The following is a 22,470-nucleotide window of genomic DNA, read 5'->3' as shown; positions in this document are numbered from 1 at the left end:
GATGCTAATTTATGCGCGCCTTATATCTCGCAAGTTGCCTTGCGTTTCCGACATTAGCCATGGCGGCTTCGCCAACAACAGTGCCGTTTTTTCCCGATAGTCAATATCAAAACGATGTTGTCTCAATTGAGCAACGCTTAGGGCATGCGCTGGGCGAGCGCATTTCAGCGCCCGCTGAGATTTTAAATTATTTTGAAACCCTGGCCAGCAGTTACCCAGAGCGCATCAAATTAGTGAAGTATGGCGAAAGTTGGCAAGGTCGGCCGTTATTTTATGCGGTGATTGGTAGTGCTGATAACCTTGCCAAGTTAGACCGTTTAGAAAGTGATATGCGCCGTTTGGCCGATCCACGTAACTTAAACAAAGCCTCTGCAGATGCGCTAATTAATAGCTTACCCGCCAGTGTTTGGCTTGCCGGCGGCGTGCATGGTAACGAAATTAGCCCACCGGAAGCGCTGATGGGCCTAGCTTATCATTTACTCGCAGACCAAAGCGCTCAAACCCAAGCCATCTTGACCAATACCCTGGTGTATATCGAGCCTATGCAAAACCCGGATGGCCGTAACCGCTTTGTTAGCCGTTATTACGCCACAGTCGGTATCGCGCACTCCGCAGATCGTTTCTCAGCAGAGCAAAACGAACCTTGGCCAAATGGCCGCACCAATCATTATCTGTTTGATATGAACCGCGATTGGATCTCGCTGACCCAACCTGAAATCAAAAATCAGGTAAGAGTGTTACAGCAGATGTTTCCGCTGATCTTTGTCGATTCGCATGAAATGGGCGGCGATCAAAGTTTTTACTTCAGCCCAGAAGCAGAACCTTACAACCCACTGGTCACCGGTGCACAGCGTGAAAGCTTAGATTGGTTAGGCCAAAACAACGCCAAATGGTTTGATCAGCTTGGCTATGATTATTTTACTCGGGAAATTTTTGATGCCATGTATCCTGGCTACGGTGCCAGCTGGCCACTGTACTATGGCGGCATCGCCACAACCTACGAAATGGGCTCAGCTCGCGGCCATAACTATCGCCGTACCGATGGCAGCATTTTAACGTATGCCGATGGCGTACAACGTAACTTTATCGCTTATATGTCTACGCTTGAAACCGCCAGTAAGCGCGCCAAAGATCTATTACAGCGCTTTTACAGCTATCGGCAAACATCGCTCACTCAGGGTGAGAAAGATGGCATCCGCAGCTATATTTTCCCTGCCACCCGTGATGCCGCTGGCCACCAAAAATTAATGGGCGTGCTCACCCAACACGGCATTACCGTTAACCAAGCCACGGCCGATTTTCGGGCTTGTGGTAACAGTTATCAGCAAGGCGCTTACGTGGTTAATGCCGCGCAGCCAACTTATCAGTTAATTCGCAATCTGCTAGATGACGACGTCAAAATGGCTGAAGCCTTTATTGCTCGCCAGCAGGATCGTCGCTCGAAAAACCTGCCTGATGAAATTTATGACGTGACCGCCTGGTCATTACCGTTGATGTATAACCTGGAAGTAAACCGTTGTAACCGCGCGGTAGACGTTGCCAACACAATCGTGGGCCCAGAGACCACCTTAGCCGGTAAAGTCACGAATACCGATGCCAGTTATGGCTTCATTGTACCTTGGGGCGATATGGCGGCTGCGCGCTTGTTAAGCCACGCACTGCAGCAAGGTTTAACGGTTAAAAGCAGTGACTTGCCATTTACGCACAGCAATGGCGTGCGCTACCCCGCCGGCAGTTTAATTTTAAGCCATGCCGACAACCCACAGTTAGCCACTAAAATTCAACAACTTGCTCAAAGCAGCGGCGCTCATGTTACCGGTATTAATAGCAGCTGGATTAAAGATGGGCCAAATTTTGGTTCAGGCAATGTGCAGAACATCCCTAATGCTAGAGTGGCCCTGTTATGGGATGAACCGGCGAACCCATTAAGTGCCGGTAGCGCGCGTTTTGTCTTAGAAAAAGGCATTGATTACCCGGTAACGGCTATTCGCCCGGCACAACTGTTACGTGCTGAACTGCGCCATTACGACGTACTGATCTTGCCAGCAAGCCAAGGCAATTATAATCAAGCTTTGGGGGCGCAAGCTCAACAAAAAATTCACGACTTTGTCAGTCGCGGCGGTGTGTTAGTGGCGCTGGGTAATGCAACCGATTGGTTGATCCAAGGTGATAAGCCGCTGTTGAATAGCAAGCGGGAATTTAAAGTCAGTGAGCAAAAGAAACCTGAAGCTGAAGCGCAAGTCGCCGGTATGCTACTAGAAAACCGTGAACTGTATCAGCAGCGCTTAGAAGCATTTCAAGCGCAGCCTGATAGCGTGTCTGGATTTTTAGCGCGAGCCGAAGTAGACCAAGATCATTGGCTAACCGCTGGGGTGCCAGCGAATGTGAATAGCATCTTTGTTGGCAATTATATCTATCAGCCACTAACGCTGGCACATGGTCGCAATGTACTGACTTTCGCATCACCGGAAAAGCTTGTTGCTGGGGGTTTTGTTTGGGAAGAAAATCGCCAGCAAATTGCGCATAAACCGTTGTTAATGGTGCAAGCGCAAGGTCGTGGCCAGGTTATTGCGTTTACCCAAGAGCCTAATTTCCGCGCCTATGTCGACGGCATGCACCTGTTGTATATCAACGCGGTATTCCGCGGTGCGGCGCACGCCACTCCACTGCGTTAATGCTTTAAACGTTTCATGATTCGCTTAAAAGCGGCAGGCTGGAAAACCTGCCGCTTTTTTTGGCCCGCTACTCGGTGTATTGCTTTACCACGCGTGCTGCCAGTGCGGCATTTTCTAATTTCAAGTTCACCTCTTGTTTTAAGATGATCTGCCCCTGCACGTTTGAATCGGCACTGATGGTTAAGGTTGCCGGTTTATGCTTATCCTTACCAAACCAGCTAAACCAACTTTTGCGGGCAGTGCGCTCGGCATAAACCAGATCGCCCTGCACTACTGAGCCTGCCAGCAAACTAACATTACCGTTTAACGTCGTTAGATTTCCAGCGATTTGGCTGCCTTCAATTTTCAAAGTGCCATTTACCGTACTAACATCGCCCGCTACGGTACTGCTGTTGATCACCATGTCGCCATTCACCGTACTCAGTTCGCCCATCACCTTGCTACCTGAGGCCAGTTTAATACTGCCATTTACTGTTGAGGTCTCTCCGGTAACCTGCGCTCGCTCTGCCAAAGTAATGCTACCATTTACCGTAGACGCCGATTTTACCTGGCTATCTTCCGCTACATTGATACTGCCATTCACGGTGCTCACCTCACCCGCTACGCTGCCGGCGGCCACTTTAATACTGCCATTCACTTTGGAAATATCTTCCGCATTTTGCGTGGCAGTTTCTGCCGCCTCCGCGGAAAAAGGCATAACACCGCCAACATAACAGGCAGCTAAAGTAAGGCTAACAGCCAGGGTTAAGGTGCTCATTTTCATAAATAGTACTCGCAAATAATTAAGATAGGTTGAGCATTGCAAAAACATAGCCAACTTAATAAACCTATTAATAACAGCATCTTAAAAATATACATCAAACTTAAGTTAGTCATTTTAACTAGAAAATAGTCGAAAACTATATCGAAACGGCGTTAATTCACTCGCTGTGCCAGCACCCGATGTCACATTTTTACACCGTTAGCTCTAACGGCAGCAACGCTTTCACCTGCGGTAAGAGACTTACTTTTGCAGCACAAACAAACATCTAAAGAAAATGCACGCCAATTCCGCTAGAGAGATCGGCTCACGCTAAAGGGCAGCCCTAGCCAAGCCAGCGAAACCTTGTTGCAAATATCATTTTTAATTATTGATTTGCACTGGCGTTTGCCAGCCTTGCGCTACTTTAGCCGCACATACCGGATTGCCTTCAGCAACCAGTGACTCGGCAAAAAACCATTCTTTAAATACTTGCCACTCATCATTGATGGGGCTTTGGCACTTACCATTCGCCTGCTCAGCAAATACTGCATCACTACATTGCGGCGTGTTATCCAATTTGCCGTGATAAGCATACGCATAGACGACCTGACAATGGCTACTGACGTAGGTACGAAACACCACTAACCAACCTTGCTGATAACGCACCACACTAAAACTGGGAATATTGTGTTTTACCGCAGTCGCAATAATCTCAGGGGCTTGCACGTCCTTTAACAGCGTTAACTCACCGTTTTGGCGCTGGCGAATTTGAATAGTCTCGCCCCGCCGCCAGGCAAAGCCATCATACTCGGTTTCATCTGCCGCCTGAGTTAGCGCAGTTAACCCCGTAACATCGCGCTTCACCTCTTGGCGGATAGTGCGCTCTACTTGCGCCGCTTCAGAAAGGGTTTGCATTTTATCGCAGGCCACAAGTAGCCCTAACATGAATATAACTAACGTAGCTTTACGCACATTGTTCACCTTAATTTAATCGCGCAGACATTATTGGCATAGCTGCCCTGTTTTTAACCATTAAACCATACTAGCGATTATTTATCAGGCTGTGCGGGCCAGCCAGCAAACTGGCATAAAGCCAGTTTCCGCAGATATAAAGGGGTTATGAGTGAATATGGACGCTAAGTATCTAGCGGTTAATCTTTAATCTCAAACACTTACCATAAAAAATACGTTCACTTTCACCTTATTAAGTCAGCGCCATGCTAGGCTTACCTAAAACAAATCATCATCGCGCCTTAGAAGTAGCGCTTTGCTAACTCTTGCAGCGCCAAGCAGCAAATCAAATAGAGGTCAGTCATGAAATTCGCCATTTTTTCTACCATCGTTATTGCGCTACTCTCTGCTTGTACCTCACCTGTATTCGATGCCGGACGCAGCGAAACCGTGTTACCGCTTAGCAGAGCGTGGATCGATGGCCGAGTCGTCGAGTACATCACAACTGACATCTCTGATTTGGCAATGGCTCAAATGATGGGAGCAAACCATGTACCTAAACTTGCCTCAGCAATCAACATGCCCAGAGGCTCTTCTATTGTAGAACGCGTGTACAAATTTCCTAACGAAGAACAAATCAGCGTTTTTCAGTCTGCACCGGATCCGGTTGGTGCCGAGAACAAAGACCGCAGTTACAGCCCACTTTGGCGAGTCGTAATGGTTAGATGGTCCACGCAAGCAACCCCGCGCGAACTAAAGTCTGAAGAAGACGTACTGGCTGCCGAGGAGAATAAAGAAGTCGTGCTAGAGATGACAAATATTGTGGTGAACTGCCCCGTGACACGCAGCGAAAATGGCCAAGCGCTTCGGGGGGTGCGCTAAGCATGTTTCGGCTCTGCCTCAAACACTTAGCGGCAATCGTTTGTAACATAATCCCAGCCTAAGTTTAGAGCGTGTCTATCAACGATTTCACCTGCGGTGAGATACTTTCTTTTGCGTCGCCAAAAGAAAGTATCCAAAGAAAATGCCTCAATTCCGCTCGAAAGCCCGACTGTACCTGCGATGTCCAAGGCGAAAACATCACTTGCGCAGCGCTACCGTCGCTGCACTCAACCACCCGTTTTCTTAAACCTTGGTCAACGATGAACAGCCGGCTCGCTGCAAAGGGGGGATATTTTTCGTAGCGGTATGTGCTTGGCTGAATAACCGATGTGTGCCCAGGCTGTGTAAAAACTCAAAATTTCTGCTTTGCCACCAAGTTATTCCATAGCAGCAATAGAATTTCGCTCAACTTGGCTAACTAAAGTTTAATTTTGTTCTATGGGGATTTGGCTTTGACTAAATCGACATACCCAAGTGGTCTTTGTGACTGACAATGGCTTATACGCAATAATATTCACTATTCATAAAGCTCCTTTAGCTTAATTTTCAATCCCTCAACGCCCCAAATCGATATCATCCGTTTCAGGTTATATGCCAGTATGTGTAAGCTGATTTCAGTGCTTACATTGGTAAATCGTCGCATCAAGAAGTGAGTCGCACCCATCCACATTTTGATCGTTCCAAACGGGTGCTCCACGGTTTGCTTTCGTATCGTAGCTGATTGTGGTGCAGCATCTAACTTAGCCTGCATGTTTTCCATTTCAGATTCATGCACCCAACGACGGATCCGCCTAGCTGCACTTTTTGACGTGGTGCATTTGGCGCGCTGGCTGCAATCCCTACAAGCAATACAATTAAAGTACATTTGCAATTCTAAGCCATCTTCAACGGTGGTAAACCGATTCTGAAGCTCGTTACCCGCAGGACAAATGTAGATGTCTTTTTCCTGGTTATATTTAAACAGTGCGAGGTTATAAAGCCCTTTGCGGTCAGCTCCAGAGGTATCACCTTTTGGAACTAAGGCTACGGCTCCTAAGTCCTGAGCCGCTTTAATATCACTCCGGCTGTAATACCCTTTGTCGGCAAGAACAGTAATATCAGTCTTACCCACTGCCTCTTGCGCTAATTTGGTCACAGTCGTTAGCTGGCCACGGTCAGGGATATTGGTTACCTCGTGAGCAACAATCAGATGATGCTTTGCATCTACTGCTGTCTGTACGTTATAGCTAACTTGGCGGTTAACATTGTTTATTTTCATCAGCCGAGAATCAGGATCTGTTAATGACAGCTGTTTATCAGGATGTTGCTCTACGGCTTGCTGCACTTGCTTTAACTCTTCTAAACGCTTTTGAAGCCATGCCAACTTTGTTGCTGTTAATTCTGAGTTAGCTTCAAGCTCTGCCTTTTTATCGGCATCATCGAGCTTATCCAGATATAAGCTGATGCTTTGCTCAATTCTTTCGATGTGGCCTTTAACCTTGCTCGGAGTGTAGTTATTCGATTTGCTATTTACCGCTTTAAATTTACTACCGTCAATGGCAACAATCACATCAGTGAACATTTGCATTTGCTTGCATAGGTCAATGAAAGCACGGCAAGCATTCTTAATACCTTTACCGTTATTTTTTCTGAAATCAGCGATGGTTTTAAAGTCAGGGGTTAATCGCTCAAGCAGCCACATCAATTCAACATTTCGATGCGCTTCTTTTTCTAATCTGCGGGAAGACTGGATACGATTCAGATATCCATAAATATACAGTTTAAGCATGGTGGCCGGGTGATACCCAGGCCGCCCAGTCTGTTTTGGATTAATATTTTCGAAGCCGAGAGAAGCAAGTTGCAGACCATCAACAAAGATGTCGATTACTCGGACAGGGTTATTTTCAATAACAAAATCATCCAGTGCCTCAGGAAACAATGTTACTTGATGTCTGCCTGAGCCTTTTATATGGTGGGTCATATCAGCACACTTACTATTGCTTCGTATGCTATTAATTTTAGTAAACAAGCAGTTGGCTTGGGGCGTTTTATTAAGAATAATTGATCATAAAAACCTGCTACTTAGACCAAAAGGTGATCAGCAGTTTTCACACAGCCTGTGCCAATAGCAGACATTTACCTTGGCAAGCCCCGATGACCGCTTTGAGTTCTAAAGCAGTCATTAATTCAGCTAGTATCAAGCTGATGTAGCTGCTTTTAATTGCACATCATCTTAAGCAGTAATTCCTCAACCGTAGCTACCTTTTTATGAAGTGCGTGACCAAGCTTGCTATTAGTTGGGCCTGCTTAAATCCAATGCGGTTATTTTTTCTGCGACTCAGTCGATAACCCGATGTCACTACAAAACAACGAGACATCATCATGGCAAGTCTCATACCTTGGAACAAAGGCAAGATTATCGGCCAAAAAGCGCCGCTGCGCCAACAAGAGATTTGGTCTATTCGTGCCCGGCTGGAAATAGCCAACAACCTAAAGGAACTGGCTCTATTCAATCTCGCGATTGACTCTAAACTTAGAGGCTGTGATTTAGTCGCGTTGAAAGTCTCAGACGTGATGCGCTCTGGCGATATTCTGACTCGTACTAGTGTGGTACAGCAAAAAACCGGTACGCCGGTGATGTTTGAGATAATTACTCATACCCGTCAGTCGTTACGCACTTGGATAGCCCACGCTGAGTTAAGCCACGATGACTATTTATTTCCCTCGCGTAAGCATACTGTGCCGCACCTTGGCACACGTGCTTATGACCGACTTGTGCATAAATGGGTCAGATCGATTGGTCTAGATAGCAGCCTCTACGGCACCCACTCAATGCGCAGAACTAAAGTGTCTATTTTGTACAAACGCGACAAAAACCTTCGTGCAATTCAATTGTTGCTGGGACACAAGAAAATTGAGAGTACCGTCCGTTATTTAGGAATTGACGTGCAGGACGCTCTTGAAGCATCAGAAAACTTAGATATTTGAGATAACAGACATCCTCTATCAAGACGCACCAATTCCGGATAATTTTTTTATTTTAAGCACCTATTATTTGAACGCACTCTAAACCGCAAATGACAGCAGCTTGATCAGCATTAAGCAGCAGAACTGATCAGTCACCGCCAGCAGAAAAGATCAATTTGTGCAGCACCGCTATATGTAGGCGCTGCACCACAATGACAGGCCTGCTGGTGAGGACTGATCACTTTTACTGGAATTCACTGATCAGGCTGCTGGGGATTTTGCTCGGTTTGAGATAAAAAAAGGACACCGGTTGATGGGTGTCCTTTTATATTGCTTATTGCTCGCTGTATAAGACAAAAACCTATCTCAAATTTCGTGCTTTTTTAAATTACGAATGTGAGCGAGATAATTTTTCATTTTTTCCCATTTAATTCCTGAAGGATAATCGTCTCCTGGTAGTAATCCGTCATTATTTAATATATTGGGGTTTGCTCCTTTCGAAATTAAAAATTTAATGACCCCTAAGTATTCCGCTGCGTGTAAAGGTGTTGAACCATTCCAATTTACGTAGTCAACATCGGCACCATACGATACTAATAGTTTTATGAAGCTGAGTTTGCTATGACTATGTAAGGCAGATGTCTTCAAAATATCATTGCTAGTTTTAGCTCCACGCTTAAGACACTCTTCGAGAATCTGGATATCATCGCAACTATGCACGTATGGAGAAATACCTGTGCATAGCTCATCTCCTCGCCATCCTTGTTCAAGGTACTCTATTGCTTCATCATATGTTTCACAATAATGCAGCGGGGTGGCTTTAATAGCGGAACCATAATAGTTAAATGGCTTCATATTTCGTCCTTAACATTTAACTTTGCAAGTTCCATTTTTACTAACTTCAACAACACCATCAAAGTTTTTCTTTACCACATTTGCCTCTTGAGTTGTGAGTTTTCCAGGAACGTAGCCATGATATTCATTACTTGGTGTGCCATTATTTTTAAGAACAACAACTTCTTTGTTTTCAGTGTCAACACCGACACGGGCAGTAGTATTTTTTCCAAGAGGTACGGAATTGTTCAGTGCAGCTTGTCCATCAGCTGGCTTACGAGAAACATCTCCACTCTGAGACTGCCGTGCAGAATTTCCATGTTTTTTGTATCCAGAATCATTGTAAATTAACTTCTGCGTGGTATCCGCAACACTCTGAGCCGCATTATTAATTGGAGAGCCTTTTTCAGTAACCGCTACAACAGCTCTTGCGGCTAGGTTGGCTACTGCAATCCCACTTTTATCTCCTTTATACTTCGCCTCACCAGTTGGGTCAGTATACTTATAGGGATTATTTGCAACATACGAGTAGCGGTTAAATGTATCAGGCTCGCCCGTAAACCCAACCGGATCATTCGAATAAAACCGCCCAATCACCGGGTCATAATACCGCTGCTGCATATAGATTAGTATGCAGTACGATCCAATCCAACTTAAAAAAACCATGAAAAAAACCGACTAAATAGTCGGCTTTAAGTATGCTGCATTAGGTGGCACTAAACTACTATGCTGCGATTTCCCATTGATCTTCAATCTCTTCCAGGCGAATTACTTTTGCCGCTTCCTCTGCTTCAGTATCCGCCAGTAGATCAAGAAAATAACTTACTGGATTATTTTTTTCTTGGCTTTCCATATACAGAGTTCGCAAAGCCGCATCTGTCGTACGGGGAATTTTTGTCTGACCTTTCTCATAACGTGCAATTGTCTGCTCATCCACACCAAAACGTGTTCCAAGCATTTTCTGAGAAACATTCAGCTCAATACGCAAAAACTTAAACTCTTCGTGCGTAAGTGGTTTCCTGCTATCGACAACAGCCTGTGCAATCGTTCTATGAAGGCCATTCATATCATCAATACTTGTATATTCTTCACCATCGATTTCTTCAACGGTAAAACCATTCTTGAGATACACATTTGATAAACCGCTTTCAGTGTAATGGTACATACCAACCTCTTTAATCGATCCAAACAGTTACCAGAACTGACATAGGACTGTCATGATGATTCTTGAGCGCAACAGTCAATTCAATAACTTTGCCTGCAGCTAACCCTTTCAAGTTAAATTTCCAATCTCCATTTACTTCTGGATATGGGCCTTCTCTAAAAACTGAGTGCTTACTTTTAAGTAAGGTGATTACCTGCCCGGCAGTCACACCGCGCTCACTCATGCGTTCCTTTACGTGCTTACTCCATCGAATCCTGTGGGTATAATTTTCTGCCAGATCATTCATTATCTTTCTGGCTGTTTCCTCAGTAAGAGGAAATTCGTTAACGCCTTTAGGGTTGCTTTTATTCATGAAGAACCTATCAACTTGATACCCGTCATTCTGATAGGTAAAGTGCGCACTGTCAACTATTGTTTTAAATTCATCCAAACAACCCACTGCCGCCTTTAGCTGACGGATGGGTATTCTGGTACACCTGACTGAGTTTTTGCCTGTTGACATGAGTATAAATCTGCGTGGTGGATATGCTGGCATGGCCCAGCATTTCCTGCACATGCCGAAGGTCGGCACCGTTATCCAGCATCATGGTGCCGGTCGCAAGACTATGGGGTCACGCAAGACTACAAGACTATGGGGTCAGGTCTTGCCTTTTGCCTCAATGGAGTCAGGTTTACGATAAATCGAATGTCTGCAAAGAAGGCAAAGTAGACATTCGTTTTTCCGAGAGAGCCTGAACTGAACAGCTGCAATTCGCTCAAAGCGGCAACAAAAGTACTTAACTGATATTACTCTTCAACATCTATACTCTCAACGCTCTTCATGTTGCATGCCATAGAAAAAATAGGCTTAACCAGCAAGTTGTGGCAAACTACATGAATAATAAGGAGAAGTGTATGCGTAAAGCCATGTTCATTTTCGCCGCCATGCTCTTAGTGGCTTGCGATAACAATATGACGCAACCACCCGCACCTAGCCGAGACTATACGCCAGCAGAGCAGCAAACGTTAGCCGCGGGTAGTGCACGGGCACGCACCTGTGCAGCGTGTCATGGGCCGCGAGGTATCTCTCGCAATGCCATGTACCCACATCTTGCGGGGCGCTCGGCTAACGAGCTGAGTGCGGCACTAACGGCTTATCGTGATGGTGAGCGAAAGCATGCCATTATGAGCCCGCAAGCACGCGGTCTTACTGATGATGACATTACCCTACTAAGCAAATATTTCGCGTTACTGCCTGCGGCTGCCACAGCAACCACGGCAGAATAAGGCTTAATCGGCCGTAAACAGCGCCAGCAAGTCTTCGGCTTGGCCTTGCCATACTTGGCCTTTGCCACCACCCAGTAACTGATCCGATAAGCCCTGCTTATACTGCTGTAATTTTTGTACTTTTTCTTCAACGGTATTACGGGCAATCAGCTTGTATACAAACACCACTTTGTCTTGACCAATGCGATGCGCACGATCGGTTGCTTGGTTTTCCGCAGCGGGGTTCCACCAGGGATCGTAATGAATAACGGTATCGGCGGCGGTTAAATTCAACCCCGTGCCACCGGCTTTTAGGCTGATTAAAAATACTTCCGTTTCACCGTTTTGAAAGGCATCAATTTGCTGCTGTCGCTGCTTGGTTTGTCCCGTTAATTTACTGTAGCTAATGCCCATGTATTGCAGTTCTTGCTCGATTAAATGCAGCATGCTGGCAAATTGACTAAACAGTAACACCCGCCGCCCTTCTTCAATCATTTCAGGCAGGTTTTCTCTTAACCAGCTGAGCTTGGCGTTGTGCTTCACTAATTGCGCTTGTTCAATGGGTACTAAGCGCGCATCACAACAAGCTTGACGCAGTTTTAATAACGCATCTAAAAACTCAATTTGACTGGCCGCCACGCCCTTGCGCAAAAACAGCTCGCGCACTTTGGTTTCCATAATTAAGCGGATGCTTTCGTACAGATTGCGTTGGTCAGCTTCTAATTCGAGTAGTTGTAATATCTCGTTTTTCTCAGGTAACTCGGTGGCAACCTGGCTTTTACTGCGCCGCAGCATAAAAGGCGCGATTTTTTGTTTTAACACCTGAGCACGTTCGGTATCCGCATGCTTTTCTATTGGCTTACGATACACCTGATTAAAATGCGCTTCGGTACCCAGTAAGCCCGGTAACACAAAATCAAATAACGACTTTAACTCGCCTAAATGGTTCTCTAACGGCGTACCCGATAACGCTAAACTAAATTCACGTTTTAATGCCCGCACACTTTGCGCCGCCTGACTGCCCGCATTTTTAATATGCTGCGCCTCATCCAGTATCACTAAACTAAATTCGCGCTGGCGATATAAATGCAGATCGCGCACTAACAATGGGTAGCTAGTAACAATAACGTCAAAGTCATCCATTTGCTCGAACAACGGCCGACGTTTAGCGCCGTAAAGCTGCAGCAAAGATAAGTCAGGTGTAAAGCGAGCGGCTTCGTTTTGCCAATTGCCTAATAACGACGTGGGGCAAACAATTAATGCCGGCTTTTTTAAACGCCCTTGTTGTTTTTCATACAACATAAAGCTGAGCGCTTGTAAGGTTTTACCCAGGCCCATATCATCGGCTAACACGCCACCTAAACCAAAGCAGCGTAAAAACACCAGCCAGTTAAAACCCTGCTGCTGATAAGCGCGCAACACGGCATTTAAGCCGCTAGGCAAGGCCACTTCTTCTATACCTTGGAAATTATGCAGTTGCTCACTTAACCGAGTTAAACGGTTAGCATTTAAATATTGAATCTCAGCTGCACCAGGCGGGGGTAAGATGGCGGCCTTATAATCGGGTAACTCCAAGGTTAACGGCGACTTTTGTAAATTGAGTAATTCAACGATGGTATCAATCAGCGGCTGAATTAATTGCATCGGCAGGGCTAATTTGCCCTGTGGCAAACTAAGCCAAATGGTTTGGCCGCTTACCGGTAAACCATATTGCCGCAACCATTGGCTGATTAACGGTAATAACGGCACTTGCTGGCCGTTCACATCAACTTGGATACCTAATTCAAAGCCACTTTGCTTACCATCTTGTACTTGCAAATACGGCGTGGCATCGAGGATCTGCAAATTAAAATCGGCAGCTTGCTCTACCTGCCAGCCTTGCTGTTGCAAGGTATCAAGCTCCGCCAATAACGGCTGCCATAACTCTGGGTTATCTGGGCCATCGCCAACATCAAAAGCTGCTAAACGTTCAGCAGGCGGGGCAAGCTCGCAACTAACTAATCCCAGTGCTAACAATTGCTCTAGTGCTGCCACTTCGTTTTCACGTTGGCGTTTAATAAACAAGGTTTGATCTGGCAAGCTGATTTCGGTTTGCGCTTGTTTTAAATCGAGTGGTAACCGCTGCCCAGCATAATCAAAATACAATAAGGCGGTGGGTCGTGCCGCTGCATTTGCTTGTTGCACACGCATTTGTAACGCTAACACCGGAGTGGGGGCAACCGTCACTTGCTGCACGGCAACACCCTTAGGTACAGGCAAGCTCACTTCTTTAAATAACTGCTGTAATTGCCCCAACCGCGATGATAATTGTTTAAGTGGGATCACCGGCATTTTGGCTAAGAGTTTAAGCTCGCGCGCACTTAAAGGCGTGTTAACTTCGCCTAGCGAATAATGATCGGTATTTAAATAACACAGCGGTTCAGTAAAAATAAGATGGTTGGCTTCATCATCAGCAATTTGCCAGTGCAGTCGCTGGCCATTTTCGTGCTCTTGCCAATATAGCGACAAATCCTTTGGCTCTTGCCAGGTTAATTCATGCCGAGCCTCACCAAAAAAACAGCGGCCGGTGGCGAAAAAGGCCTGCAGTAACTCATAGCCCCAACGACCTTCTAACACATGCTGATCTTGTGGGTTATGCGAGCGAAACACCGTAAGCAAACGATAGTCTTCGGCACTGAGCCAGCTTGGCGGTTGCGGTGCCACCAGATCGTATTTTCCTAAAGGCTGACCTTTACTATAGCCACCCTTTTTCAAAATTTTCACCCGCCGCGGATACAATTGTAAGCCACTGTGACCGTAGCTCAGCAGATACAGCATGGTATCTTCAACTATTTCTTTGTTGGGTGCTTGCTGTTGTTCCACCTCGGCAAACCAATTATCGACCTGCAGCATGGGTAATTGCTTAACCCGTAATTGTTGCTGCGCATAATCACGCTTTAAGCGCAATAACACCGCCAACACATGCTTGCAGCGAAAACCAACAGGGCAGCTACAACGCGCTTCTAATTGCCAACGACCATGATGCTGTTCTAAAGACAAATGTTGCCGATAAGGCGCAAAGCCCGCTCCCCATACTTGGGCACTGATCTCACTTAAATCATCATTGTATTCGAGCTTCAACACCTTACCGGCCTGCAAATAGGCTTTCGCGCGGTGCATAGTGGCAGTGTCAAACCATTGCGTCAGGTTCGCATCGCTTAGCGGGAAAAAATTGGTGTCTTCACCTTTGGTGTGATCAGTCAAATTGCTCGGCTCACTTTACATTGCACTTAGGCAACACGCCCAAAAAATGGGCGCAAACAAAAGCTCTATGCTACCGCAAACGCCGAGCAGACCAAAGCACTGCCGACAGAAATAGGCACTTTTTCAATGTTCTGTTAGCAGGCAGGCTTGGTTGAGGTCTGTTTTAGAAGTAATAGCTCAATTGCAGAGATAAATAGTCATCGCGTTGTAACCAATACAGCGGATCGTTGATTTGCTCACTTTGAAATAACCAGGCATTAATGCTTAAGCGCAGGCTATCGGTTAAACGCCGTGAACCTTCCAGTTTTATACTGCGGCTTTGACGTTCATCTAAATCTTGTAAAACGCCGACCAAGAAACTAGAACCGGCCACATCATTCAGCGCTAAGCGCCAGCCGATGAACAGATCATTTTGCCCCGGCATACTGGCTGTTTGGCCGCGACTGTCATGCTGATATTCGACAATCCAGCCGAGATCCCACACCTGTTGCAGCACACCATATTGGGTAAACTCAAAACCCGCAGTGGCAGCGGCATATTCATCCACTCCCAAGCGCCGATAAATCGACTCCATTTTCCATATCCAATCGCCCTGCACCCATTGCAAATCGAGCCCATACTGCTCCATTTGATAATACAATGGCTGTAACTCACCGCTTACAGTGGGTTGCAATAAGGGTTCGCGGCTGGTGCCGCTAAAAAAGCTTAAACCGACATCTAAACCCGAAAAACGATGGGCGTATCGTAAGGTAACGTCGAGGTTATTTTGAGCTTTGGACGACTCATACCAGGCTAAATCATGATTTACCGCTAACGGCGTAGCTAAACGGCCCGCTAAACCGGGAAATTGCCGTTCACGAAAGTAAGGTAAAACGTAGATATCTAAGGTACCCGCGCCAGCACTGCGACGCAGGGCAAGCATCGGTTGCCCTAACTTAGCCTCTAGCTCAACGCCGGCGGTCACATCCGTTTGGTTAATCACGTCAACTAAATGCTGTGACTCACTAACGCCCCAAAAAATGGTGTCTAAACCTACTTTTACTTCCCAACCCTCTTGCACATATCGCCAATAGGCTTGTTGAAAATCAATAAGATGGCTTTTACTGTCACGCTGATGCCAACGTAAGTAAGGCTCTAAATTAACACTGTGCTGCCGACTGGCGTCTTCATAAGACCATTGGCCACGATAACTCAGCATGCTGTGCTGTTTGCTACTGGGCTGCAAGCCGCTTTGGCTAAACATGCGCTGCGTAAAGTCCAGCTCATGTTGCCAACGCCAACTGCCCTGTGGCTTGGGCGCAGGGGCTATTGCTGCAGTTCGAGCAGAAGTATTAGCCTTAGCACTGCTGTTATTTGTGGGTAAGGTGGCGCGAGCAGGCGCTGCGCTGCTCACCGCTGTAGCGGATGGTATTGTGGCCGTAGGGGGGCTTACTGGGCTAACAGCAGCACGGCTAGTACTTGCTATAACCTCAGGGTTAGCCGCAGTGACAGCGCGTTTCGGTTCAGCTATCGCTTTGCCTGGCAACGCTTGACGGGCTAATTGTTGTTGATACCACTGCGCGGCAAAGGTCACGTCGGTGGCTAACATTTGTGCTTTGTTAGGCACGGTTAATTCCGCACCTTTTAAAAGATAATTAACATTGTTATCGCGAAACGCTTTTGGATTTTGCTGCCATAAAGCATACATCACTTGCGCCATGCTAACTTGCTCATCCGGCCTAGCCGCAAGCGCCAAACGCCATAGTGTGCTCTCAGCCGTTATGGAATCTGGTGTCGCTGCGTGTAGCGTTAAGCTACCCGTAAGTAAGGCAACAGCGCAGCAAAGGTTTGCGATGGTATGTTTCATAGGCAATAACGCACGCTTAACGCGCTCGCTCCAAAGCACTTACATCAAAATCGGCAGCAGTACGGCCGGTTTGAAAACGCATACTTTCTAACAACAACTCGGTGCTTTTACCGGTTTGTTGGTTCTCCATTACCAAGCGATGTGGCCGCCAAAACTTATCTAAATACAGCTGATAATCGTAGGTGGTTAAGGTTTTTAATAGACTATCTTTACGATCATAATATTCTGCGCGCTGCACCCGATAATGCTCAGTATCTACCCAAACCAAAATTTTGCTGTAACCCGAAAAACTGTCTGTTGGTGTTTGCTCTACCACAAAACACTGTAATTGCTCTGCACAGGCTTCGTCACGCAGATAACGGAAACTGAATTTCTCTAATTCAAAACTGGTCATATCTTCATAAGCAAACTCACTGGCCATAAAAGGGCCAGATTTATTACGACTGGCAATACGCCGCGTGCGTTTAACGCTGGGTAAATATAACCACTGTTCATCTTCAGCCGTGGGGTGAGCATGGGTTAAAAAAGCGGAACCGCGCACATCCATGGGTTCATCAAAAATAGTCAGCGACTTATCACCATCACCTTGCACTTCAAGGGCTAAAGCCCGCATCCGCCTTACACTTTCACGGCCTTGGGCATTACGTAAGGTCATCTGCAGTTCGCTTTCACTGTCACCCCAGCCGCGATCACGCATTTTTTGTTCTTTTGCAATTTGTAAGCCTTTGGCTTGCGCTTCATCTTGCGCCGCCACCGGCGCCCAAGGTGCACACAGCATCGCAGCGAACAACAGGCTGCGAGATGTTAGATTATTTAGCATGCTTAGCTCTCCCAAATTTGCCAACTTGTAACAAGACGGCGGGTAAAAATAATAAATCGATGATCAGTGCCACCAAAATAATGCTAGATGTCAGCAAGCCCATATCGAAATTCAAACGGAAGCTCGACAGCATCAACACCGCAAAACCACTGACTAGTACCAAGGTGGTGATCCAAAGCGCGCGGCCAACACTGTGAAAAGCAAAACGCACGGCTTGTTCGTTATCTTGGCCCTCTTTGCGGGCATAGCGATACTTGGTTAAAAAGTGCACCGTATCATCAACAATAATACCGAGGCTCATACCGGCGACCACTGACAACGCCAAGTTCACTTCGCCAACTAATAAACCCCACAAACCAAAACCAATTATCGCCGGCACTAAGTTTGTTAATAAACTAATTAAACCCAGCCGCCAAGAACGCAACGTAAACAGCAATAATAAAGAAATTAACACCAACGCTGCCGGTAAGGTTTTCAGCATAGACGCCATATTGCGCTCGCCAATATGAGCGAACATGAGGGCTGCACTGGCAGCCGATAACTGGTATTCCGGCCATTGCTCGGCAAAATACGCTAAAGCACGCTCTTCTAAAGCAATTAACTCTTTGCTGCCTAAATTGTATAAGGTGGCACTTAACCGCGTGGCACTTTTATCAATGTTTAACTGGTTATTTAAATCAAGCCCAAAAGGTAAGGACATTTCATACAATAAGATATATTGCGCTGCTTCTTCGGTGGAATGGGGTAAACGGTAATAGGCCGGGTCATCCTGATGCATATTCCGATTGAGCTTTTTCAGAATATCGGTGAAAGTGTTTACGTGCATCACTTCCGGTTGCTCAACTAACCAGTCACTAAACTGCGCCACGGCCAACAGCATTTCTGGTTGATAAACCGCGCCTTCCCCGTCGCCCTTCACTTCAAAATCCATCAAAGTAAAGCCACTGAGGTTCTCTTCTAAAAAGTCATTCGATTGACGAAATGACGTACTGGTAGAGAAATACTCGTTGGGCTCGTCATTCACTTTATTTAAGGTTAATAAACCTGAACACACGATAGTAATGGCAATAAAGCCAAACATGATCGGCCGCTGCCAGCGGATCACGAACAGCGCCAGTTTATCCATGGCATTCAGGCCGCTTTCAACATGGTCCGGCTCATGAAACGGTAAGGCATTCATTAATAATGGTAGTAAGGTCAGGCTGAAAATACACGCCAATACCACACCAATGGCGGTTAAATTACCCAGATCACGTAAGATCGGCACTTCCGAGAAATTCAGGGTTAAAAAACCAATAGCGGTCGTGACACTGGTTATCACTACCGGTAACCAATTACGCTCTAAACTGTACTGAATGGCTTGCTGCTTACTTTTCCCTTCGCTCATCGCAAATTGCATTCCGGCCAGTAAATGCACCGAATCAGCCACCGCTAAAGTCATTAAAATGGTTGGCACGTTCACCGTGGCGGTACTCATAAAAATACCCAACCAACCTGCTATACCTAAGGTACTGACTACCGTAACAATCAAGATGATGATGGTCACTAACGAGGCATAAAACGAGCGGAAAAGCCAAGCCAGCATTAACGCGATCACCAACAACATCATGGGTACTAAGCGCTTCACATCGGCTTCAGCTTCTGAGGCAAAAGCATAGTTCATGGCAATAATGCCAGTGTGATAAAATTCAACGTCGGGATACTGCTCGGCAAACTGATCTGTCAGCGCCATCACCGCCGACCAAATTTCATCTACCTGCGCTTGCCCAGTAGGTTCGGGTAATTGCACCGTAATATTGATTGCTGTCACTGCGCCATCGGCGGCAATTAATCGATCACGAATAATCGGCTCGTTTAAGGCAATGTCGCGAATACGAGCTAGCTCAGCATCATCCAAGGTGCGTTCGGCACTCACCAAATCTTGCACCCGCAAATCATCATCTTCAGCTTCGGTATGCTGAAAATTACTAATTGAATCAATACGAATAGAGTAAGGTGTTTGCCAAGCGGCATTGGTAAAGTCTTGCACTAATTGCAGCACATCGGCTTGAAACACATTGCGATCTTTTGGTGCAATACCAATTAGCACGTTGTCACTTTTATTAAACTCTTGCTGCATTTGTTCAAAGGCTTGCAGCTGCGGATTATCCGGCCCAAAGAAAATGCGGTAATCGCCACGAAAATACAGTTGATTTAAACCGGCACTAAACAGGGCAATAATCAACAACAGCGCAGATAACACCGACCAAGAATGGCGTAAAACAAAAGGACGGGATGAGGTCATGCAGCGTGCTCCGAGGCTTTTTTATTTTAAATGTTGTAATTCAGTGTACACCTTAATTATCGACCAATGATTACAAGCCATGAATATTTTTCTTTTTGCACACCTTGCTTGCAAATAATTTACAATTAAATAAACTTATTTTATGTCTGCTTGCTCTGGGTGCATTATGTCACTGGCCATTATTTATAGTCGGGCACGTTATGCCTTAGCCGCGCCGTTGGTAACTGTCGAGGTTCATCTCAGTAATGGTTTACCGGCTTTTCAATTAGTCGGCTTGCCGGAAACCTCGGTGAAAGAAGCCAAAGATCGGGTTCGTAGCGCGTTAATTAACAGCGGCTTCAACTTTCCAGATAAACGCATTACCGTTAATTTAGCCCCTGCCGACTTACCCAAAGAAGGTGGCCGTTTTGATTTAGCTATTGCGCTGGGAATTATTGTCGCCTCGGCGCAATTGCCTGAAAACTGCACCGCGAATTACGAGTTTTGTGGTGAATTAGCCCTTTCGGGTGAGATCAGACCGGTGCTGGGCGAGATCCCGTTAGCCATCGCTTGTCGTGATGCAGGCCGTGCCGCCGTGTTACCCATGGCCAATGCCCAACAAGCTTGTTTAATCCCTGATGCACAAATTCATGGCGCTGAGCACCTATTGCAAGTACATAGTTTTTTATTAGCACAACAACCGCTGCCCGCCATACCGCCTCTGCCGCCGCAACCACTTAAAACGCAAGCTGATATGGCCGATGTTAAAGGTCAGTCTCAAGCCAAACGTGTGCTAGAAATTGCCGCGGCAGGTGAGCATAACTTATTGATGTTTGGCCCTGCTGGCACCGGAAAATCGATGTTGGCACAACGTCTCGCCAGTATTTTACCGCCACTCACCGAACAAGAAGCGCTAGCCACCGCGGCGCTTTATTCTATTGCCGGTCAACCGCGTGACCAACAAAGCTGGCTACAACGTCCCTATCGCGCACCGCATCATACCGCCTCAGCCGTGGCTTTAGTTGGGGGCGGCTCAGTACCGCGACCTGGCGAGATTTCTTTAGCGCATCATGGTGTGTTATTTTTGGATGAGCTGACCGAGTTTCCCAGAAAAGTGTTAGATGTATTACGCGAGCCGCTGGAAACCGCGCATATTCATGTTTCCCGCGCTGCACGCCAAGCGGAATTTCCAGCGCAATTTCAATTAGTCAGCGCTTTAAACCCCAGCCCCACCGGCCATCACGAAGATGGTCGCAGTAGCCATGAACAAGTATTACGGTATCTGAACCGTTTATCTGGGCCTTTTTTAGAGCGAATCGAATTACAAATTGAAGTACCGCTGCTGCCCGCCGGCACGCTCAGTAGCCAACACGCTGAAGAAAGCAGTGAGCAAGTACGGCAGCGAGTGATTGCGGCCAGAAATATTCAACTAACCCGTCAAGGCAAAGCGAATGCGCGGCTACAAGGCGGCGAATTAATGCAGCATTGTCGGCTTAGCGACGTAGATAGTCAGTTTTTAGAAGAGACATTACAGCGCTTAAAGTTGTCAGCACGTAGCTTTCATAAGCTACTTAAGGTGGCAAGGACCATTGCCGACTTACAACAAAGCCCACAGATTAGCCGACCACATTTGTTAGAGGCGATCAGCTATCGGGCACTGGAAAGATTAATCCAATATCTAAAACAGTAGCCCGATAGGTTAAAAGACTATGCCGCTATTAGCGGTTTAAACTAAACGCCAATTCAGCATTTCACCGGCAAAAAATGGCACGATCGGCTGGCCATTCGCCAAGGTTATTTCGGCAGGTACCTGCCACTGTTGTTTTTGTAAGGTGATGCTGCCGCTATTGCGCGGTAAACCGTAAAAGTCTGCGCCATAATGGCTGGCAAAGCCTTCCAGCTTTTCTAAGCAACCCAATTCATCAAACACCTGGGCATACAACTCAATGGCACTGTGAGCACTGTAACAACCGGCACAACCACAGGCTGACTCTTTGCGATGCTTTTCATGCGGCGCAGAGTCTGTACCTAGGAAAAACTTACTCGAGCCACTCGCCACCGCGGCGCGCAAGGCTTCTTGATGGGTACGACGCTTTAAAACCGGTAAACAATAATTATGCGGCCGTACACCACCTACTAATAAATCGTTGCGATTTAACAATAAATGTTGTGGTGTGATGGTTGCAGCCACATTTGCAGAAGCTTCCGCTACAAAAGTTGCGGCATCAGCCGTGGTAATATGCTCAAACACAACCTTTAATTGTGGTAAACGTGTAACGATATGCTGCAAATAGCGGTCAATAAACACTTTTTCACGGTCGAAAATATCAATATCGTGATCAGTCACTTCACCGTGGATCAACAGCAACATGCCCACTTCAGCCATGGCTTCAAACACCGGATAAAGCGCGTCAAGCGCTGCGACACCCGAAGTAGAGTTGGTTGTTGCTCCAGCCGGATATAATTTAGCCGCCACCACGCCCGCCGCTTTCGCTTCAATAATATCTTGCTTGCTGGTTTTATCGGTTAAATACAATGTCACTAAGGGTTGAAACTCACTGCCCGCTGGCCGTGCCGCGAGAATACGCTCGCGATAAGCCATGGCTTGCGCTGCGGTGGTCACGGGCGGTACTAAGTTAGGCATAACAATAGCGCGACGAAAGACCCGAGCCGTGGCCGGAACAGTTTCTAACAGCATATCACCGTCGCGAAAATGCAGATGCCAATCATCAGGGGTTTGAATGGTTAAAGTGGTCATTAGAATGCTCCGGCAGGATGTCAAAAGTGCCTTATGATAGCAGGGAAGCAGAAATGAAGAAATTACCCAGGTGGTTTTTCAAGCCGCACTGCGACTTTTC

At 46.5% G+C, this 22,470-nt stretch carries 17 protein-coding genes; 5 read left to right on the top strand and 12 right to left on the bottom strand.

The features are described 5' to 3' along the window. The first annotated feature begins 11 nt into the window (after positions 1-11). On the top strand, positions 12-2,675 hold the full coding sequence (locus ACUJFK_RS02580; RefSeq protein ID WP_306177324.1) for a M14 family zinc carboxypeptidase: 2,664 nt from the start codon (positions 12-14) through the stop codon (positions 2,673-2,675). Between the two features lie 67 nt (positions 2,676-2,742). On the opposite strand, the gene ACUJFK_RS02575 is transcribed toward ACUJFK_RS02580, so the two are convergent. Together ACUJFK_RS02575 and ACUJFK_RS02570 are read right to left on the bottom strand one after the other, a co-directional pair. Continuing rightward, positions 2,743-3,438, bottom strand: a complete 696-nt coding sequence (locus ACUJFK_RS02575) for a hypothetical protein (protein WP_445425986.1) — start codon at positions 3,436-3,438, stop codon at positions 2,743-2,745. 360 nt (positions 3,439-3,798) lie between these two features. Next, a complete protein-coding gene (locus ACUJFK_RS02570) occupies positions 3,799-4,389 on the bottom strand; it encodes a hypothetical protein (protein ID WP_445425985.1) in 591 nt (196 codons plus the stop codon). A gap of 342 nt (positions 4,390-4,731) precedes the next feature. Here ACUJFK_RS02570 and ACUJFK_RS02565 point away from each other — a divergent pair, with 342 nt between their 5' ends. Next, positions 4,732-5,250: a DUF7482 domain-containing protein gene (locus tag ACUJFK_RS02565; protein WP_226750448.1), complete on the top strand. Its 519-nt coding sequence runs from the start codon at positions 4,732-4,734 to the stop codon at positions 5,248-5,250. 517 nt (positions 5,251-5,767) lie between these two features. On the opposite strand, the gene ACUJFK_RS02560 is transcribed toward ACUJFK_RS02565, so the two are convergent. After that, positions 5,768-7,210 carry an IS1182 family transposase gene (locus tag ACUJFK_RS02560; protein ID WP_445425745.1) on the bottom strand — a complete coding sequence of 481 codons (1,443 nt, stop codon included), beginning with the start codon at positions 7,208-7,210 and terminating at the stop codon, positions 5,768-5,770. 401 nt (positions 7,211-7,611) lie between these two features. Between ACUJFK_RS02560 and ACUJFK_RS02555 the strand changes: the two genes are divergently transcribed. Continuing rightward, complete coding sequence (locus tag ACUJFK_RS02555; RefSeq protein WP_445425984.1) at positions 7,612-8,217, top strand: tyrosine-type recombinase/integrase; 606 nt, start codon at positions 7,612-7,614, stop codon at positions 8,215-8,217. Between the two features lie 345 nt (positions 8,218-8,562). Here the strand turns inward: ACUJFK_RS02555 and ACUJFK_RS02550 are convergent, their stop codons facing one another. Genes ACUJFK_RS02550 through ACUJFK_RS02535 form a run of 4 tightly spaced genes read right to left on the bottom strand, consistent with a single transcriptional unit; the run spans position 8,563 to position 10,730 of the window. Then, positions 8,563-9,051, bottom strand: a complete 489-nt coding sequence (locus ACUJFK_RS02550) for an ankyrin repeat domain-containing protein (RefSeq protein ID WP_445425983.1) — start codon at positions 9,049-9,051, stop codon at positions 8,563-8,565. A 9-nt stretch (positions 9,052-9,060) separates the two neighbouring features. After that, positions 9,061-9,696, bottom strand: a complete 636-nt coding sequence (locus ACUJFK_RS02545) for an RHS repeat-associated core domain-containing protein (RefSeq protein WP_445425982.1) — start codon at positions 9,694-9,696, stop codon at positions 9,061-9,063. A 58-nt stretch (positions 9,697-9,754) separates the two neighbouring features. Then, positions 9,755-10,195: a helix-turn-helix domain-containing protein gene (locus tag ACUJFK_RS02540; RefSeq protein ID WP_445425981.1), complete on the bottom strand. Its 441-nt coding sequence runs from the start codon at positions 10,193-10,195 to the stop codon at positions 9,755-9,757. A 10-nt stretch (positions 10,196-10,205) separates the two neighbouring features. Beyond that, the gene (locus tag ACUJFK_RS02535; protein ID WP_445426811.1) at positions 10,206-10,730 is read right to left on the bottom strand and encodes a DUF4258 domain-containing protein; all 525 of its coding nucleotides are present in this window, start codon (positions 10,728-10,730) and stop codon (positions 10,206-10,208) included. Between the two features lie 359 nt (positions 10,731-11,089). Between ACUJFK_RS02535 and ACUJFK_RS02530 the strand changes: the two genes are divergently transcribed. Next, positions 11,090-11,461, top strand: a complete 372-nt coding sequence (locus ACUJFK_RS02530) for a c-type cytochrome (protein WP_226750453.1) — start codon at positions 11,090-11,092, stop codon at positions 11,459-11,461. Between the two features lie 3 nt (positions 11,462-11,464). Here the strand turns inward: ACUJFK_RS02530 and ACUJFK_RS02525 are convergent, their stop codons facing one another. The 4 genes from ACUJFK_RS02525 to ACUJFK_RS02510 form a co-directional block, all read right to left on the bottom strand. Then, positions 11,465-14,683: a DEAD/DEAH box helicase gene (locus ACUJFK_RS02525; RefSeq protein WP_445425980.1), complete on the bottom strand. Its 3,219-nt coding sequence runs from the start codon at positions 14,681-14,683 to the stop codon at positions 11,465-11,467. 163 nt (positions 14,684-14,846) lie between these two features. Next, positions 14,847-16,529 carry a type IV pilus assembly protein FimV gene (locus tag ACUJFK_RS02520; protein ID WP_445425979.1) on the bottom strand — a complete coding sequence of 561 codons (1,683 nt, stop codon included), beginning with the start codon at positions 16,527-16,529 and terminating at the stop codon, positions 14,847-14,849. A gap of 16 nt (positions 16,530-16,545) precedes the next feature. Next, positions 16,546-17,349: an outer membrane lipoprotein-sorting protein gene (locus ACUJFK_RS02515; RefSeq protein ID WP_445425978.1), complete on the bottom strand. Its 804-nt coding sequence runs from the start codon at positions 17,347-17,349 to the stop codon at positions 16,546-16,548. After that, a complete protein-coding gene (locus ACUJFK_RS02510; RefSeq protein WP_445425977.1) occupies positions 17,339-19,633 on the bottom strand; it encodes an efflux RND transporter permease subunit in 2,295 nt (764 codons plus the stop codon). The genes ACUJFK_RS02515 and ACUJFK_RS02510 overlap by 11 nt, the downstream gene beginning before the upstream one ends. A gap of 166 nt (positions 19,634-19,799) precedes the next feature. On the opposite strand from ACUJFK_RS02510, the gene ACUJFK_RS02505 reads away from it, so the two are divergent. Next, a complete protein-coding gene (locus tag ACUJFK_RS02505; RefSeq protein WP_306177337.1) occupies positions 19,800-21,302 on the top strand; it encodes a YifB family Mg chelatase-like AAA ATPase in 1,503 nt (500 codons plus the stop codon). 36 nt (positions 21,303-21,338) lie between these two features. Here the strand turns inward: ACUJFK_RS02505 and pyrC are convergent, their stop codons facing one another. Continuing rightward, positions 21,339-22,370, bottom strand: coding sequence for a dihydroorotase (gene pyrC, locus ACUJFK_RS02500; RefSeq protein WP_445425976.1), 1,032 nt, complete (start codon positions 22,368-22,370; stop codon positions 21,339-21,341). Positions 22,371-22,470: the final 100 nt, after the last annotated feature.

Source organism: Alishewanella sp. HL-SH06, assembly GCF_052656265.1.
The sequence above is the reverse complement of the archived record's forward strand: the minus strand, read 5'-3'. Positions and strand labels throughout refer to the sequence as shown.

Coding starts and splice junctions, on each gene's coding strand:
- ACUJFK_RS02540 (WP_445425981.1), bottom strand. CDS start 10,195: ATGTACCATTACACTGAAAGCGGTTTATCAAATGTGTATCTCAAGAAT.
- ACUJFK_RS02550 (WP_445425983.1), bottom strand. CDS start 9,051: ATGAAGCCATTTAACTATTATGGTTCCGCTATTAAAGCCACCCCGCTG.
- ACUJFK_RS02515 (WP_445425978.1), bottom strand. CDS start 17,349: ATGCTAAATAATCTAACATCTCGCAGCCTGTTGTTCGCTGCGATGCTG.
- ACUJFK_RS02560 (WP_445425745.1), bottom strand. CDS start 7,210: ATGACCCACCATATAAAAGGCTCAGGCAGACATCAAGTAACATTGTTT.
- ACUJFK_RS02535 (WP_445426811.1), bottom strand. CDS start 10,730: ATGCCAGCATATCCACCACGCAGATTTATACTCATGTCAACAGGCAAA.
- ACUJFK_RS02565 (WP_226750448.1), top strand. CDS start 4,732: ATGAAATTCGCCATTTTTTCTACCATCGTTATTGCGCTACTCTCTGCT.
- pyrC (WP_445425976.1), bottom strand. CDS start 22,370: ATGACCACTTTAACCATTCAAACCCCTGATGATTGGCATCTGCATTTT.
- ACUJFK_RS02530 (WP_226750453.1), top strand. CDS start 11,090: ATGCGTAAAGCCATGTTCATTTTCGCCGCCATGCTCTTAGTGGCTTGC.
- ACUJFK_RS02545 (WP_445425982.1), bottom strand. CDS start 9,696: ATGGTTTTTTTAAGTTGGATTGGATCGTACTGCATACTAATCTATATG.
- ACUJFK_RS02510 (WP_445425977.1), bottom strand. CDS start 19,633: ATGACCTCATCCCGTCCTTTTGTTTTACGCCATTCTTGGTCGGTGTTA.
- ACUJFK_RS02555 (WP_445425984.1), top strand. CDS start 7,612: ATGGCAAGTCTCATACCTTGGAACAAAGGCAAGATTATCGGCCAAAAA.
- ACUJFK_RS02575 (WP_445425986.1), bottom strand. CDS start 3,438: ATGAAAATGAGCACCTTAACCCTGGCTGTTAGCCTTACTTTAGCTGCC.
- ACUJFK_RS02520 (WP_445425979.1), bottom strand. CDS start 16,529: ATGAAACATACCATCGCAAACCTTTGCTGCGCTGTTGCCTTACTTACG.
- ACUJFK_RS02580 (WP_306177324.1), top strand. CDS start 12: ATGCGCGCCTTATATCTCGCAAGTTGCCTTGCGTTTCCGACATTAGCC.
- ACUJFK_RS02505 (WP_306177337.1), top strand. CDS start 19,800: ATGTCACTGGCCATTATTTATAGTCGGGCACGTTATGCCTTAGCCGCG.